Origin of the sequence: Aquamicrobium soli (genome assembly GCF_042646345.1) — a bacterium.
Classification (GTDB): Bacteria; Pseudomonadota; Alphaproteobacteria; order Rhizobiales; family Rhizobiaceae; genus Mesorhizobium; species Mesorhizobium soli_A.
Genome location: NZ_JBHRTK010000003.1, coordinates 84,905 through 99,455 on the forward strand (window position 1 = coordinate 84,905; position 14,551 = coordinate 99,455).

The following is a 14,551-nucleotide window of genomic DNA, read 5'->3' on the forward strand; positions in this document are numbered from 1 at the left end:
CGCGAAAACTCTCAAATCACGAGAGACGCTGGCGCAATATGGAGACTGTCGCCGGATCGATCAAGTACCCTGCCGCGACAAGATGCCTGCGCCCGTTCGGCCCGGCCGGTCATCCACAGCCGCGCGCCGCAAATGGGCGCTTTTGCGAGGCGCAACCTTTTTATCGCCGGAACAAACATTCGTGATCGGGCGTCCGTCGGCGAAACCAGGCCCTGAGCGCCCTGCGCCATTCGTGTATCCCTACAGCGAAGCGACGGTCTTCAGCGCCCCCTCGAGCATATCGCCCTTCTCGTCCTTCAGCGCTGCTTCGCGCAGCCGCCTTATCCAGTCGGCGGCGTCGTCGCGGCCCTCGAGCATGGCAAGAGCCGACAGCACGCGGTCGAACTTCGACTGCGAGCGCGCATGGGTATCGCTGTAGCCCTTGATAAGCCGCCGGCAGTCGAGGATTTCGACGCCGAGCGCATAATCCCGCGCCGCGTGGTCAAGCGCCAGCCGGTACCAGCGGTCGAGGTGCTCGGCCTCCATCTTGTGCCGCAGCAGCGAGCGTCGGAAGCGGCGCAGGCCGCCGATGAACCACAGCGCCGCAAAGCCCGCGAGGCTGTCGGTGCGCACCCGCCGGCCATGGTTGATGCGCCGGTCGAGCCATTCCGCAAGCTTCGGCCGGGCCTCGATGTAGCGCCCGAGCCCGGCCGGCAGCGTGCCGCAGAACTCCTGGATGCGCGGATGGAAATACTCCGTGACCTGCAGCACGGAGCCTTCCTTGACGCCGACCTCGCGGCGCACGCGCCGGCCGCGCCCAGAGCGCGTCTTGAGATCCGCGACGCGGATCATGTCGTCATAGCAGAGCGCGTTGGCGAGATGCTTGGCCGCGGCAAGAGAAAGCCGGTAGCCCTGCCCCGCGCTATCCAGCCTCACCGCCTCGTCCAGTCGGTCGAGATAGTCGCGGCCATAGGCGAGGTCCTGATAGTCCACGATTTTCTTCAGGCCGCGCCCGGCCATGTCGCGCACCGGTTCCGGCAGCGCTGCCACACGGTTGGTCAACGCCTGCCAGCCGGCCATCAGCCGGCCCGGCCCGGTTACGCTGGCGGCCGATGGGGCAGCCTTCACCGGTTCGGACGCTGCCAGCGCCGCCGGCTTGCCTGCGCCGCCACGCGCAGCAGTGAACGCGCCCGCAAAGGCGTCAAGGCTTGCCTTGACGCCGCGGTCGCCGGCCCCGATCGCCTGTTCATAGGTCTCGCGCTTGAACGGCAGCGCGTCCGAGCCCGCCAGCGCACCCAGCAGGCTGGCCGAGATCATCGAGCCATTGTCGGCGGCGATCTTCTCCATGTCGAAGGTGATGAAGCGCTTGGCCACCTGCTCAGCCCGCTCCAGCACTCTTTGCGACGAGGCGCGGCCGTCGCCCGGCACGATCTTTTCCGATACGGCCGCGATGCGGTGCGAGGAAGCGATCAGCGTCGTGCGCTCCGGCGTGACGAAACCGCGGATGATGGCGCGGCCCGCTTCCATCAGCTCGGCCGCAATCAGGATATCGACGTCGCCCGGCGAGGGCGACAGCGCGAACACCGGCGAGCGCCCGGTATCGGGGCACATCTCGATGTAGTAGATGGTAGCGCCGGTGCGCTGCGCGACGCCGGCCACGGAGGTGGTCTGCGCGGCATAGCCGCTGCGTTCGGCGACATCCACGATCCAGTCGGCCAAAACCCCGCCGCCCTGCCCGCCCACGGCGAGGATCGCCAGCTTGATGATGGCGTCCTGCGCGGCTGTAACGGCGCCGCTCCCAACGGGTGAAAGGCGCTCAAGCATCGGAGAACACCAGGCGCTTGCCTTCGCGACGCCTTTGCAGGAAGGCGATCACGCGGCTTCGCACCCGCTCCAGGAAACGGTCCCAGCCGCTCGGGTTGTGCACCACGTCGGCGCGGTAGAAGGAGGGACACAGGACCGCCGCGTCCGCCACCTCGCCGCAATTGCCGCAGCCGACGCAGTTCTGGTCGATATGGGCGACCGGATCGTCGCGCAGCGGATCGTCCAGCGTCTTCACCGACAGCGACGGGCAGCCCGACAGCCGCATGCAGGCGTGGTCGCCGGTGCAGATGTCCTCGTCGACGCCGAACTTCGGCTTGACCACGCGCGTGCCGTCCTTGATCGCCTGGTTGAGCAGCGGCCGCTCGCGCCGCTGGCGGTTCAGCATGCATTCCGACGAGGCGACGATGACCTTCGGCCCTTTCTCGTCTGTCGTCAGCGCCTCCTTCAGCGTCTCGCGCATCTTCGGCACGTCATAGGTGCGGTCGAGATGGCGTATCCACTTGACCCCCATGCCCTCCACGGCCTTGGGGATCGGGTGCTTGGTGGATTTCGTCTTGTTGTTGGCGCGCGAGGACAGGATGTCCTGGCCGCCGGTCGCCGCCGAATAGTAATTGTCGACGATGACGATGACGCCGTCGTTCTTGTTGAACACGGCGTTGCCGACCGACGAGGTGAGGCCGTTGTGCCAGAAGCCGCCGTCGCCGACGAAGGAGATCGAGCGCCTCTTGGCATCGGGCGAATTGAAGGCCGAGGCAGAGGCCGGCCCCAGCCCGTAGCCCATGGTGGTGGCGCCGAGCTCGAACGGCGGCATGATCGAGAACAGGTGGCAGCCGATGTCGGAGGCGATGTGATGTTGCCCAAGTTCCTGCTCGACCAGCTTGGTCGCGGCGAAGATCGGCCGCTCCGGGCAGCCGACGCAGAAGCCCGGCGGGCGGCCCGGCACGACATTGGTGAGGTCGGGGACGATCTCGCCGTCGCCGAGCTTGTTGGGCGCACGCACCTCGGCCGGCAGCAGATGCGGCACGTGCGCCTTGAGGAAGGAGCCGATGCCGTCGAGCATCACCTGGCCGGTATATTCGCCGGCCATCGGCAGGTGTTCCTTGCCGACGACCCTGGTGGCGTGTCCCGCCCCCGCCTTGTGCAGCATGGAGCCGAACGCCTGCTCGATGTAGTTGGGCTGGCCTTCCTCCACCACCAGCACCGCGTCCTTGCCTTCGCAGAAGGACAGGAACTCATCGTCGACCAGCGGATAGACGGCATTGAGCACGTAGAGCGGCACCATGGTCTCGCCGAAATTGTCGGCGAGGCCGAGCCGCTGCAAGGCGCGTACCACGCCGTTATACATGCCGCCCTGGCAGACGATGCCGACCTTGGCGCGCTCCGGCCCGAAGAACTCGTTGATCTTGTTGGCCTTGATGTAGTCCACCGCCGCCGGCCAGCGCTTGGAAACCTTTTCCTTCTCGTGCAGGAAGGAAGCTGGCGGCAACACGATGCGGCCGGTGTCGCGGCGCGGCGCCTCCAGCGCATCGGCCACGCTCATCGGCGGGCGCTTGTTGTCGCGCGTGGTGAACTTGCCGTGCACATGGCAGCAGCGGATGCGCACCAGGAGCATCACCGGCGTATTCGACGCTTCCGACAGTTCGAAGCCGTTCTCGACCGCCTTGACGATCGAAGGCAGGTTGGGGCGCGGGTCGAGCAGCCACACCTGGCTCTTCATGGCAAAGGCATGGCTGCGCTCCTGCATGATGGAGGAGCCTTCGCCATAGTCCTCGCCGACGATGATCAGCGCGCCGCCGGTGACGCCGCCGGAGGCGAGGTTGGCGAGCGCATCCGACGCCACGTTGGTGCCGACCGTGGACTTGTAGGTGACCGCACCACGGATCGGGTAATGCACGGAAGCCGCCAGCATCGCCGTCGCCGTCGCCTCCGAGGCGCTGGCCTCGTAATGGACGCCGAGTTCGCCGAGGATTTCCTGCGCGTCGGCCAGAACATCCATGAGGTGGCTGATGGGCGCGCCCTGGTAGCCGCCGACATAGCCGACGCCGCATTCCAGAAGCGCCTTGGTGATGGCGAGAATGCCTTCGCCCGCAAACTCCTCGCCGGCCCCGAGCCGCAGCTTCTCCACTTCCTTGGCAAACGATCGCTCAGCCATCGGATGGCTCCTTCCATTTCCGCACGCCCGCAAGCGTGCGCCCTTGCATACCGTCCGCGCCCGCGCCCTGCGGGCCGCCGGCGGTCAGATATCGTGCATGCGCACGTTTCTCAGCATCTTCTGCAAGGTGTTGATCAGTGCGGCATATTCGGCATCGTCGATGCCGTCGAACATCGCCTCGAAGGCCTCGTGCATCGGCGGCCAGGCGCGGTTGAATTCGCTGCGGCCCTCGTCGGTCAGGAACACCTTGCGCACGCGGCTGTCGGTATCGCCGGCCTCTCGCCGTACCAGCCCCTGCGCCTCCAGCGCATCCAGCGTGCGGCTCAGCGTCGATTGCTCGATTACCGTATAGACCGACAGATCGTTGACGGTGACGCCCTCAATCACCGACAGCACGGCCAGCGTCCGCACCTGCGAGGTGGTCAGCCCCTGGCGGCGGAAATCGCCGCGCAGGGTGGCGTTGTAGCGCCCCATGATGCGGTTCATCAGATAGGGCGCGAACTGCTGCAGGCCGATCTGGCCGAGCGTCGAAATGCGCTGCTTCTTCTGCGGCACGGTCTGCTCCATCTACAGCCTCCCCGCCAGCAGGAAGCCGGAACCGCCGCCAAGTCCGGCGCCCGGATGAGTGGAGGCCCCGATATGGTAGAGCCCCTTTATGCCTGTCTCGTGGTTGCGGCTTGCCTTGAAAGGCCGCCACAGGAACGCCTGGTCGATGACCGAGGAGCCGCCATAGGGATCGCCGCCGACCAGGTTGACGTTCATCGCTTCCAGGTCGACCGGCGAATAGCTCCTGCGCGCCAGCACGCTGTCCTTGAAGCCGTCGATATGGATGGCGAGGATCGCCTCGGCGCGGTCGGCATAGGCCTCGCGCAGCGCCTCGGTCCATTTCCCGTCAGCCGGGGCTTCCAGCTTGCCGGCGGCGTCGCCCTTGATATGCGTCGGCGCTTCCGGCAGTTGCAGCCACAGGATCGCCTTGCCGGGCGGACAGCGCGACGGATCGAGCGCATGCGGCTGGCCGACGCAGATGGTCGGCGTCTGCGGCAGCATGCCGCGCGCCGCCTCGTTGCAGGCCTTGGAGACGCCGTCGAGCCCCGGCGTCAGGTGCAGCAGCGCCACCTTGTCCAGGCCCTCGCCGCGCCATGCCGGCGGCTTGTCCAACGCATAGTGGATCTGGAAATTTCCCTTTCCGTACCGGTATTTGCGCAGCGCATCGGATTCAGTTCCCGAACCCGTTGATTCTGTACCTGAACCGCGCAGCAGACGGCCGTAAAGCTGCGTCGGCGTGACCGAGCAGATGACGCTCCGGTTCGCGGAAATCGTTTCGCCGCCGGAAAGCCGCACCCCGCTCGCGCGGCCGCCGCTTTGCAGGACGGCCTCGACGTCGGCGCCGGTACGGATTTCGCCGCCGCGCTCGGCGATCAGCGCCTCGAAGGCCGCAAGCAGGTTCTTCGCGCCGCCCTTGACGATCGGCGCGCCGGCCGCTTCCAAAGCAAAGGCGATGACTTTCGCGATCTGCCCGGAAAAGGCGTCCTCCGGCCCGAGCCCGGCATGCAGCACCCACGGCGCCCACAGCGCCCGCATCGTTTCCGACGAATAGGTGGTTTCGAGCCAGCCTCGCGCCGGCACCAGCGCCTCGCCCAGAAACGCCGCCAGCCCGCGCGGCCCGCGCCGCCAGGCTTCGCCTGCCAAGAGCTTGAAGGTCGGATAGGACCACAGGTTGCCGCCGAGCAGCCCGAACAGCAGCCCGGCATCGCGTTCGATGCCGCCAACGTCCTGACCGTGCCGGCCGCCCTCCCCCGCCGCCAGCGCGTCGAAAGCGGCAATGTTGGCGGCCCGGTCCATCGACAGCACCGCATGACTGCCGTCCGGCCTGAGCACGCCGGTCGGCGTCGTGGTATGGCAGAACTCCAGCCCGTGGCGCGCCAGGTCCTTGCCAAGCGCGGCATAGGCCGGCGACGTGATGAACAGGACGAAGGTCGTCGCCATCACGTCGTGGACGAAGCCGGGCACGGTGATCTCGTCGGTGCGGATGCAGCCACCGATGCGCTCGTTGCGCTCCAGAACCAGCACCTTGCCACCCTTGGCCGACAGCATCGCCGCGCACACGAGCGCGTTGATGCCGCTGCCGACGATGATGTGGTCAGGGATGTGGCCCGGTGCGTTCACGGCCGTCGCCGCCCGTTCAGCCCTTGGGGACCAGGGCCAGCGCGCGGATCGGGCTGCCGGTGCCCTGCACGATCTTCAGCGGGGCGGTGATGACGATCGCGCCCTTGGGCGGCAGCTTGTCGAGGTTGCACAGGCTGGCCAGCCCGTAGCGATTGGCCTTGTGCATCATGTTGTGCGCCGGGAACGGCGGGGTCATGCCGCCGGCCGAACCGGCATCCGTGCCGATGCACTGCGTACCCCAACCGACCGCGCCGCGACTGATGATGTATTCGATGCAGTCCACCGTCGGCCCCGGCGAATGCGGCCCGTTGGCGTCGGCGTTGAGGAAGCTGTCTTCCGAACCGTTGCGGCGGTCCCAGTCGGTGCGCATCAGCACCCATTCACCCTCGCCGATCGCGCCGTGCTTTTGCTCCCACGCCTTCACCGCGTCGGCGGTGAGCAGGAAATCGGCATCGGCGGCCGATTCCTTCGAGCAGTCGATGACATTGGCCGGAGCGACGAAATTCTTCACCGGGATCGTGTCGGTGTAGCCGTCGGCATATTCCTTGCCGGTGATCCAGTGATGCGGCGCATCGAAATGCGTGCCGGAATGCTCGCCGATCTTGAGCCAGTTCCAGGCCCAGAACGGCCCGTCCTTGTCATATTCGGAGATCGCATGGATCTCGATCTTCGGCGTGTCCTTGGCAAGCTCCGGCGGCAGCTTCAGAAGCGGCGTATTCGGCCCCAGCGGCGCCGACAGGTCGACCACCTCGATCGCGCCCGAAAGAAGCTGGGCGGCCACTTCGCCGAGCAGTTTTTGCGTGTCCATGATTCTTCTCCTCCCTATCCGCGACGCCGCGAGGGCGCACCGCATTCTCCTATTATTTCACTAGACGAAAACATATGCATCTGCAATTATCTTTAAGCATAAAACAAATGGGATGGGGCGTGAGCGAATTCGACGCCATTTTTGTCGGGGCAGGCCACAACAGCTTGGCATGCGCGACGCATTTGGCGCTCAAGGGCTGGAAAGTCGGCGTTTTCGAGAAGAATGCCCAAGCCGGCGGCGCGGTCCAGACACGCGAGTTCACCCTGCCGGGCTTCCGCCACGACTTCGGCGCGATGAATCTGAGCCTGTTCGCCGGCTCCGCCTTCCACCAGAAATATGCAAATGAATTGAAAACGCACGGGCTGGACTTCGCCCCCGTGGCCGATTGCTTCGCCAGCACCTTCCCCGACGGACGGTGGCTGGGCGTCAGCACCGACCTCGACAGGACCGCCAGCCGCATCGCGGCGTTCTCTTCCGCCGACGCCGACACATGGCGGCGGCTGGTAGCGGCCTTTCCGGGCGAGGCCGAGCACCTGTTTTCCCTGCTCGGCTCGCCGATGTCGGCGCGCGCGCTTGCTTCCACCGGCTGGAAGCTGTGGCGCAAAAAGGGTACCGCCGGCGCGCTCGACACGGCCCGCCTGCTGCTAGCCTCGCCGCGCGCCTGGCTGGAGGAAAACTTTCAGTCGCCGCAGGTGCGCGCCACGCTGGCGACCTGGGGCATGCATCTCGACTTCGCCCCCGACATCGCCGGCGGCGCGGTGTTCCCCTATCTGGAATCGATGGCCAACCAAAGCTTCGGCATGGTGCTGGGCAGGGGCGGCGCCGACACCATGATCCGCGCCCTCGAAAACATGCTCAAGGCTGCCGGCGGCAGGCTGTTCACCGGGGTGGAAGTCGCGGAAATCCTCACCTCCGGCGGCGGCGCGACGGGCATCCGCCTTGCCTCCGGCGAAACGCATGAGGCGACGAAGGCCGTGGTCGCCGGGGTGGCGCCGGGCGCCCTCGTCGGAAAGTTGCTGCCCGCCGGCTCGGGCGACGCCGCCTTCGACGCCTCGATGCGGAAATTCCGCCATGCGCCGGGCACGATGATGATCCATCTGGCGCTGAACTCCCTGCCGGACTGGCGTGCCGGCGAGGAATTGCAGCGCTTCGCCTATGTTCACCTCGCCCCTTCGCTCGAAGCGATGGCCAAGGTCTACCAGCAGGCGACCGCCGGCCTGCTGCCGTCCGAACCCGTGCTGGTCGTCGGCCAGCCCACGGCGGTCGACCCGTCGCGCGCGCCCGAGGGCAAGCAGGTGCTGTGGGTTCAGGTGCGCATGCTGCCGGCCGAAATTGCCGGCGACGCGGCCGGCGAAATCGCGCCGAATCATTGGGATGCGGTCAGGGAGCGCTACGCCGGGCGCGTGCTCGACCTCATCGAAACCTACGCGCCGGGCCTGCGCAAGAAAATCCTCGGCCGCGCCGTGTTCTCGCCGGTCGACCTCGAGCGCGAAAACCCCAATCTCGTCGGCGGCGACCAGATCTGCGGCTCGCACCATCTGGCGCAGAACTTCCTCTTCCGGCCGGCGCGCGGCTTCGCGCGCTGGAACACGCCGGTGAAGAACCTGCACCTGACGGGGGCCGCGACATGGCCGGGGGCCGGCACCGGAGCCGGCTCCGGCTTCCTGCTGGCAAGACAACTGGCCGGCGCGTAAGGTGAAGAAAAACGGGGCGGCTGCCGGCAACGGTCGCCCTTCAACGGGAGGATGCCGATGAAACGAACGCCGATCAATCCGGATACACTCTACCCGTCGACGCATTTCGGGTTTTCCCATGCGGTCGAGCAGAACGGCGGGCGCACCCTTCACCTCGCCGGCCAGGTCGCCTGGAACCGGCAGGGGGAACTTGTCGGCGGCAACGACCTGGTGGCGCAGACACGGCAGGCGCTCGCCAACCTCAAGGAAGTTCTGGCGGCAGCCGGCGCCACGCCGGCCGACATCGTGCGGTTGCGCACCTACGTCGTCAACCATTCGCCGGAAAAGCTCGGCCCCGTCACCGAGGAAATCATCGCCTTCTATGGCGGCGCCGTGCCGGGAGCCAATACCTTCATCGGCGTGCAGTCGCTCGCCTTGCCGGAGTTTCTCGTCGAAATCGAAGCGACGGCCGCCCTGTAGCCGTCGCCGTCAACAACCATCCAGGGGGAGGATTACAAAATGCATGCAAACACGAACAGGCGCACGCTGCTCAAGCTGGCGGGCGCAGGCGTCGCGGCGGCCGCCGTCGGCCTGCCGAGAATGGCGCAGGCGGCCGGCGAACTGACCATCGCCTATAACGTCAACCTGCCGTCCTGGGACCCGACCACCGGCCCCTCGGCGGTCAACCCGACCATCCAGGGCATCTACCAGTCGGTGTTCGACCAGTTCATCCCGCAGAAGCCCGACCTTTCCTTCGGCCCCGGCCTCCTGACCGAATGGGGCTGGAGCGACGACAAGAAGCAGGTCCACATGACGGTGCGCGACGGTGTCACCTGGCACGACGGCTCGCCGTTCTCGGCCGACGACGTGGTGTGGTCGCTGGAGCGCGCCGGCAAGGAGGAAACCGGCAACCCGATCCAGTTCGTCTGGAAGAACCTCTCCAACTTCAAGGTCGAGGGCAACAAGATCACCGCCGACGCCGCCGGCTACGACCCGGTGCTGTTCAAGTGGATGTCCTTCCTCACCGGCTATGTCATGCCGAAGGCCTATTACGAGAAGGTCGGCGCCGACGGCTTCGAGAAGGCCCCCATCGGCACCGGCCCCTACATGGTCGACAAATTCGAGCGCAACGCGTTTCTCCGCCTGAAAGCCAATCCGAACTACTGGGGCGGCAAGCCGGCGTTCGAGAACGTCACCATCAAATTCGTGACCGATGCGGCGAGCCGCGTCGCCGAGATCGAGTCCGGCTCCTCGCAGGTCACGCTCGAAATCCCGTATGAGGAATACGACCGCCTGATCGCCAAGGACGGCCTTGCCGGCTCCTGCGAGACCGTCTCCGACATCGGCATGATCTTCTTCAACGACATCGACGTCATGCTCGACGCCAATGTGCGCAAGGCGGCCGTCATGTCGGTCGACAAGAAGCTTCTGGTCGACCGCCTGCTGCGCGGCTACGGCCTGCCGCTCGACACGCTGGAAACGCCGGAATACGCGGCCTTCGATCCGTCGATCAAGGTCGAGTACAACCCGGAAAAGGCCAAGGAACTGCTGGCCGCCTCGGGCTACTCCACCGACAAGCCGGTCAAGTTCACCATCCAGACGACCAAGGGCTTCAAGCCCAAGGACTACGAGATGATCCAGGCCATCGTCGGCATGTGGCGCAAGGTCGGCATCGAGGCGACCATCGAGGTCTACGAGATCGCCAAGCATTTCGAACTGCGCGCCGCCGACAAGCTGGCCCCGGCCGCCTTCTACAACTGGGGCGACGCCATCGGCGACCCGACCACCTCAACCGGCTTTGCCATGTATGGCCCGAGCCCGCATTCGGTCTGGGACGGCCAGGACGTCATCGACGCCATCAACCCGCTGTGGGGCGAGCCCGACGAGGAAAAGCGCATCGCCGGCTGGAAGGCGGTGGACAAGCTGATCGCCGACAACGCCTATGTGCTGCCGCTGATGCAGTACGCGCAGCCCATCGTCCACGCCAAGGGCGTCAAGGTGGTGGCCCACAAGTCGGGCGCGCTGCTGCCCGCCCTGATGACGCCGGCGTAACTGGGGTTTTGGACAGACGAACGCGTTTCAATCTCTCGTTGCGGCAGGACCATCACGCATGAGGTCACCCCCACCCCTAACCCCTCCCCACAAGGGGGAGGGGAATATTGCGGTTGCCGCACTCAACGGATTCCCGAGCAGAACACGCAGGACGTGGCCACAAGCTTCCCCTCCCCCTTGTGGGGAGGGGTCAGGGGTGGGGGTCCCAGCTAAAAACCGTCCTTGGTGCGAGCAGGCGGAAGCGAGCGCTCCCTGATGCTTTTCCGGCGTCTCCTGATCCGCCTGCTGACGATGGCCGTCACGCTGTTCGGCGTGGCGGTGATCGTGTTCGTTTTGATCCGCGTCGCCCCCGGCGACCCCATCGCCATGATGCTGCCGCCCGGCGCCACCGAGGCCGACATCGAACGGCTGAAGGCGCTCTACGGGCTCGACAAATCGCTGGTCGAACAGTTCTTCATCTGGCTTTCCGGCGTCGCCCACGGCGATTTCGGCACCTCCATCTCGCTGCGCCAGGACGTGCTGTCGCTGGTGCTCGGCCGTCTGCCGGCCACGCTGGAACTGTCGGTCGTCGCGCTGTTCATGGCGCTCGTGATCGGCGTCCCGCTCGCCATCCTCGGCACGCGCGAACGCGGCACGGCGGTCGAGGCCGGCATCGACGTAGCCAACGGCGCGGCCCTGTCCATCCCCGACTTCCTGTGGGGGTTGATCCTCATTCTGCTGTTCGGCGTGCTGGTGCCGGTCTTCGACATTTCCGGCCGCGTCTCGCCGCAACTGGACCTGCCCTTCACCACCCAGTTCTACCTCGCCGAAAGCATTCTGCGGCTGCGCTTCGACCTCACCCGCGACCTCATCGGCCACATGCTGATGCCGGCGCTGGCGCTGGCGCTGCCGCTGGCGGCCATCATATCCCACCTCCTGAAGCATTCTCTGAAGGAGGTGATGGACCTCGACTATGTCGTGCTTGCCCGGGTCAAGGGTTTTTCGGAAACGCAGGTGATCCTGCGCGAGGCGCTGAAGAACGCCGCCCTGCCGACGCTGACGCTGGTCGGCGTGCAGTTCACCTTCCTCATCGGCGGCACGGTCATCGTCGAGCGGCTGTTCTCCTACGAAGGCCTCGGCAACATGGCGATCGACGCCGTCATCAACCGCGACCTGCCGCTGATCCAGGGCATCGTGCTGGTATTCGCGCTTCTGTTCGTACTCATCAACCTCGCCGTCGACATGACCTACGCGCTGCTCAACCCGAGGCTGCGCCATGGCTGAGGCCCGCATTGCCGTCCGGCACTTCAACGCCCGGCTGTGGCTTTCCGGCGCCTGGCTGCTCATCGCCCTGCTGGCGGCGATCTTCGCGCCACTGGTGGCGCCGCAGGACCCGCTGGCGCAGGACCTGATGCTGGAGCGGCTGCCGCCGTTCTGGCTGCAGGGCGCGGAGCCGGGCTACTTCCTCGGCACCGACAGCCTCGGCCGCGACCTTCTTTCGCGCCTGATCTATGGCGGCCGCATCGCCTTCATCGTCGCCTTCGTCGCAGCCAGCGTCGCCTGTTTGGTCGGCTCGGCGCTGGGGCTCATCGCCGGCTATTTCGGCGGCTGGGCCGACCGCATCGTCTCGCGCATCGTCGATATCTGGATGGCCTTTCCGCCGGTGCTGTTCGCCATCCTGCTCATTGCCGTCTTCGGCACCGGCCTCGGCTCGGTCATCATCGCCATCGCCGTCATCGACTGGACGCGCTTCTGCCGCGTGGTGCGGGCCGAAGCGATGGCGCAGGCGCGGATGGATTACGTAGAAAGCGCCCAGATCGCCGGCTTCAGCCGCATCGGCATCATGCTGCGCGAGGTGCTGCCGAACGTGCTGCCTTCCATCGTCGCCCTGCTGTCGCTGGAAATGGGCATCGCCGTCATCGTCGAGGCGATCCTGTCCTTCGTCAACCTGTCGATCTCGACCGACGACCCGACCTGGGGCGGCATCATCGCCGAAGGGCGGCTTTCCATCCACCAGGCATGGTGGGTGCTGGTGTTTCCGCTGATCACGCTCTTCCTCACCGTGCTTTCCTTCAGCCAGTTCGGCGAAGGCCTGAAAGCACGCCTCGACCCGGTGCTGCGATGACCGCCTGCCTCGAGATCGCCGGCCTCAGCGCCACCCTTGCCAACAGCGTGCGGGTGCTGCGCGACGTCTCGCTCACCGTTCAGCCGGGCGAGGTGCGGGCGCTGGTGGGCGAAAGCGGCGCCGGCAAAAGCATGATCGGCAAGGCCGTGCTCGGCGTGCTGCCGCAAAGCGTCCATGTCGTCCAGGGTCACATCCGCCTCGAAGGCGCCGACCTCCTCGCCCTGCCGGCAAGAGAGCGGCGCACGCTGGTCGGCGCCAAGACCGCCCTCATCCCGCAGGACCCGCTGACCGCGCTCAATCCCTCACGTCGCATCGGCCCGCAGATGACCGATCGGCTGACGAAAATCCTCGGCTGGAGCGGCGGCAAGGCCGAGGCGCGCATCCGCCAGTTGCTGGACGAAGTGCAGATCCGCGACCCTGCCCGCGTCGTCGCCAGCTATCCGCACGAACTGTCCGGCGGCATGCGCCAGCGCGTGCTGATCGCCGCCGCCTTCGCCGCCGAACCACGGCTGATCGTCGCCGACGAGCCGACGACGGCGCTGGACGTGACCGTGCAGAAGCAGACCCTGAAACTGATCGCGGCCATGCAGCGTGAACGCGGCACCGCCATCCTGTTCGTCACCCACGACCTCGGCGTCGTCGCCAAGATCAGCCAGAAGGTGACGGTACTCTATGCCGGCAAGGTGGTGGAGGAAGCCGACACGGCGGCGCTGTTCGCCGACCCGCGCCATGCCTATACCCGCGCGCTGATGCGGGCGACGCCGCGCTACACCGATCCGCAGGCATCCCTCCAGCCGGTCGACGACGCCGTCCTAGCTGAACTGGCGGCCGAAATCGCCACGGCCGACCGGCAGTGGAGGCCGCCGCATGGCTGAACCGCTGTTTCGCGTCCGCGGCCTCAAGGTCGCCCTGCCCGACATGGCGCGCAAGCCCTTGTTCGGCCGCGCACCGCTGATCGAAATCCTCAAAGGGCTCGATTTCGACCTGCCTGCCCGCTCCATCACCGGCATCGTCGGCGAATCCGGCTCCGGTAAGTCCACGCTCGGCCGGGCGCTGGTGCGGCTGAACGAGCCGAGCGCCGGAACGGTGGTGTTCGAGGGCCGCGACATCACGCACCTGCCGGAGACGCAGCTGAAGCCGCTGCGCCGCGATTTGCAGATGATCTTCCAGGACCCGATGTCGTCGCTCAATCCGCGCCGCACCATCGGCGCCATCATCGCCGCCCCGCTGAAGCAGAACGGCATCACCGACGATCTGGCCGGCCGCGCCGCCGAAGCCCTGCGCCGCGTCGGCCTGCCCGAAAGCTTCGCTGGCCGCTACCGGCACGAACTGTCCGGCGGACAGCGCCAGCGCGTCGGCATCGCCCGCGCGCTGGCGCTGTCGCCGAAATTCGTGCTGGCCGACGAGATCGTCTCCGGGCTGGACGTTTCCACCCAGGCGCAGATCCTGGCGCTACTGGAGAAGCTGGCCGAGGAAATGGGCCTCACGGTCGCCTTCATCAGCCACGACCTGTCGGTGATCCGCCGCCTGTGCCGGCAGGTCATCGTCATGCGCCAGGGCGAGATCGTCGAGGCAGGCCCCACCGACGCGGTGTTCGCTGCCCCCGCCCACGCCTATACGCGCGACCTGATCGCGGCGATCCCGCTGCCGGAAGTGGACCCGCACTGGCTGGAAGCGCAGCCTTCCGCATGAGCATGCCTCAACAGGGCGGAGTGCGCATAATTATTTTAATCATGAAACTTCAATCTTGAAATGATGCTCCGGAAGCGCGATACTTCGGCCTGGCGAGGAAG

Annotated in this window: 12 protein-coding genes; 7 read left to right on the forward strand and 5 right to left on the reverse strand. The window is 66.6% G+C overall.

From position 1 onward, the window contains the following. Window positions 1-240: 240 nt before the first annotated feature. From ACFOHJ_RS03450 to ACFOHJ_RS03470, 5 genes are all read right to left on the reverse strand, one after another. Complete coding sequence (locus tag ACFOHJ_RS03450; protein WP_378218551.1) at window positions 241-1,803, reverse strand: indolepyruvate oxidoreductase subunit beta family protein; 1,563 nt, start codon at window positions 1,801-1,803, stop codon at window positions 241-243. Beyond that, a complete protein-coding gene (locus ACFOHJ_RS03455) occupies window positions 1,796-3,955 on the reverse strand; it encodes a thiamine pyrophosphate-dependent enzyme (RefSeq protein ID WP_378218552.1) in 2,160 nt (719 codons plus the stop codon). Before ACFOHJ_RS03455 ends, ACFOHJ_RS03450 begins: the two co-directional genes overlap by 8 nt. A gap of 84 nt (window positions 3,956-4,039) precedes the next feature. Then, the gene (locus ACFOHJ_RS03460) at window positions 4,040-4,522 is read right to left on the reverse strand and encodes a MarR family winged helix-turn-helix transcriptional regulator (protein ID WP_378218554.1); all 483 of its coding nucleotides are present in this window, start codon (window positions 4,520-4,522) and stop codon (window positions 4,040-4,042) included. Further along, the gene (locus ACFOHJ_RS03465) at window positions 4,523-6,121 is read right to left on the reverse strand and encodes a phytoene desaturase family protein (RefSeq protein ID WP_378218556.1); all 1,599 of its coding nucleotides are present in this window, start codon (window positions 6,119-6,121) and stop codon (window positions 4,523-4,525) included. Window positions 6,122-6,137: 16 nt separating this feature from the next. Beyond that, a complete protein-coding gene (locus ACFOHJ_RS03470; protein ID WP_378218559.1) occupies window positions 6,138-6,929 on the reverse strand; it encodes a cyclase family protein in 792 nt (263 codons plus the stop codon). Window positions 6,930-7,048: 119 nt separating this feature from the next. Between ACFOHJ_RS03470 and ACFOHJ_RS03475 the strand changes: the two genes are divergently transcribed. The 7 genes from ACFOHJ_RS03475 to ACFOHJ_RS03505 all read left to right on the forward strand — a co-directional run bounded on the left by ACFOHJ_RS03475 (window position 7,049) and on the right by ACFOHJ_RS03505 (window position 14,450). Continuing rightward, window positions 7,049-8,623 carry a phytoene desaturase family protein gene (locus tag ACFOHJ_RS03475; RefSeq protein WP_378218561.1) on the forward strand — a complete coding sequence of 525 codons (1,575 nt, stop codon included), beginning with the start codon at window positions 7,049-7,051 and terminating at the stop codon, window positions 8,621-8,623. A 57-nt stretch (window positions 8,624-8,680) separates the two neighbouring features. Then, the gene (locus ACFOHJ_RS03480) at window positions 8,681-9,082 is read left to right on the forward strand and encodes a RidA family protein (RefSeq protein ID WP_378218563.1); all 402 of its coding nucleotides are present in this window, start codon (window positions 8,681-8,683) and stop codon (window positions 9,080-9,082) included. A gap of 39 nt (window positions 9,083-9,121) precedes the next feature. Beyond that, window positions 9,122-10,654: an ABC transporter substrate-binding protein gene (locus ACFOHJ_RS03485; protein WP_378218565.1), complete on the forward strand. Its 1,533-nt coding sequence runs from the start codon at window positions 9,122-9,124 to the stop codon at window positions 10,652-10,654. Between the two features lie 255 nt (window positions 10,655-10,909). Beyond that, window positions 10,910-11,917 (forward strand): ABC transporter permease, encoded by a 1,008-nt coding sequence (locus ACFOHJ_RS03490; RefSeq protein ID WP_378218567.1) that lies wholly within the window; start codon window positions 10,910-10,912, stop codon window positions 11,915-11,917. Continuing rightward, the gene (locus tag ACFOHJ_RS03495) at window positions 11,910-12,758 is read left to right on the forward strand and encodes an ABC transporter permease (RefSeq protein WP_378218569.1); all 849 of its coding nucleotides are present in this window, start codon (window positions 11,910-11,912) and stop codon (window positions 12,756-12,758) included. Before ACFOHJ_RS03490 ends, ACFOHJ_RS03495 begins: the two co-directional genes overlap by 8 nt. Beyond that, window positions 12,755-13,633, forward strand: coding sequence for an ABC transporter ATP-binding protein (locus tag ACFOHJ_RS03500; protein WP_378218571.1), 879 nt, complete (start codon window positions 12,755-12,757; stop codon window positions 13,631-13,633). The genes ACFOHJ_RS03495 and ACFOHJ_RS03500 overlap by 4 nt, the downstream gene beginning before the upstream one ends. Further along, entirely contained in the window at window positions 13,626-14,450 is an 825-nt protein-coding gene (locus ACFOHJ_RS03505; protein WP_378218573.1) for an ATP-binding cassette domain-containing protein, read from the forward strand. Before ACFOHJ_RS03500 ends, ACFOHJ_RS03505 begins: the two co-directional genes overlap by 8 nt. Window positions 14,451-14,551 lie beyond the last annotated feature (101 nt).

Bases quoted from the DNA above. Each gene is read 5' to 3' on its own strand.
- ACFOHJ_RS03450 (WP_378218551.1), bottom strand. From the start codon at position 1,803: ATGCTTGAGCGCCTTTCACCCGTTGGGAGCGGCGCCGTTACAGCCGCG.
- ACFOHJ_RS03455 (WP_378218552.1), bottom strand. From the start codon at position 3,955: ATGGCTGAGCGATCGTTTGCCAAGGAAGTGGAGAAGCTGCGGCTCGGG.
- ACFOHJ_RS03460 (WP_378218554.1), bottom strand. From the start codon at position 4,522: ATGGAGCAGACCGTGCCGCAGAAGAAGCAGCGCATTTCGACGCTCGGC.
- ACFOHJ_RS03470 (WP_378218559.1), bottom strand. From the start codon at position 6,929: ATGGACACGCAAAAACTGCTCGGCGAAGTGGCCGCCCAGCTTCTTTCG.
- ACFOHJ_RS03480 (WP_378218563.1), top strand. From the start codon at position 8,681: ATGAAACGAACGCCGATCAATCCGGATACACTCTACCCGTCGACGCAT.
- ACFOHJ_RS03485 (WP_378218565.1), top strand. From the start codon at position 9,122: ATGCATGCAAACACGAACAGGCGCACGCTGCTCAAGCTGGCGGGCGCA.
- ACFOHJ_RS03490 (WP_378218567.1), top strand. From the start codon at position 10,910: ATGCTTTTCCGGCGTCTCCTGATCCGCCTGCTGACGATGGCCGTCACG.
- ACFOHJ_RS03495 (WP_378218569.1), top strand. From the start codon at position 11,910: ATGGCTGAGGCCCGCATTGCCGTCCGGCACTTCAACGCCCGGCTGTGG.
- ACFOHJ_RS03500 (WP_378218571.1), top strand. From the start codon at position 12,755: ATGACCGCCTGCCTCGAGATCGCCGGCCTCAGCGCCACCCTTGCCAAC.
- ACFOHJ_RS03505 (WP_378218573.1), top strand. From the start codon at position 13,626: ATGGCTGAACCGCTGTTTCGCGTCCGCGGCCTCAAGGTCGCCCTGCCC.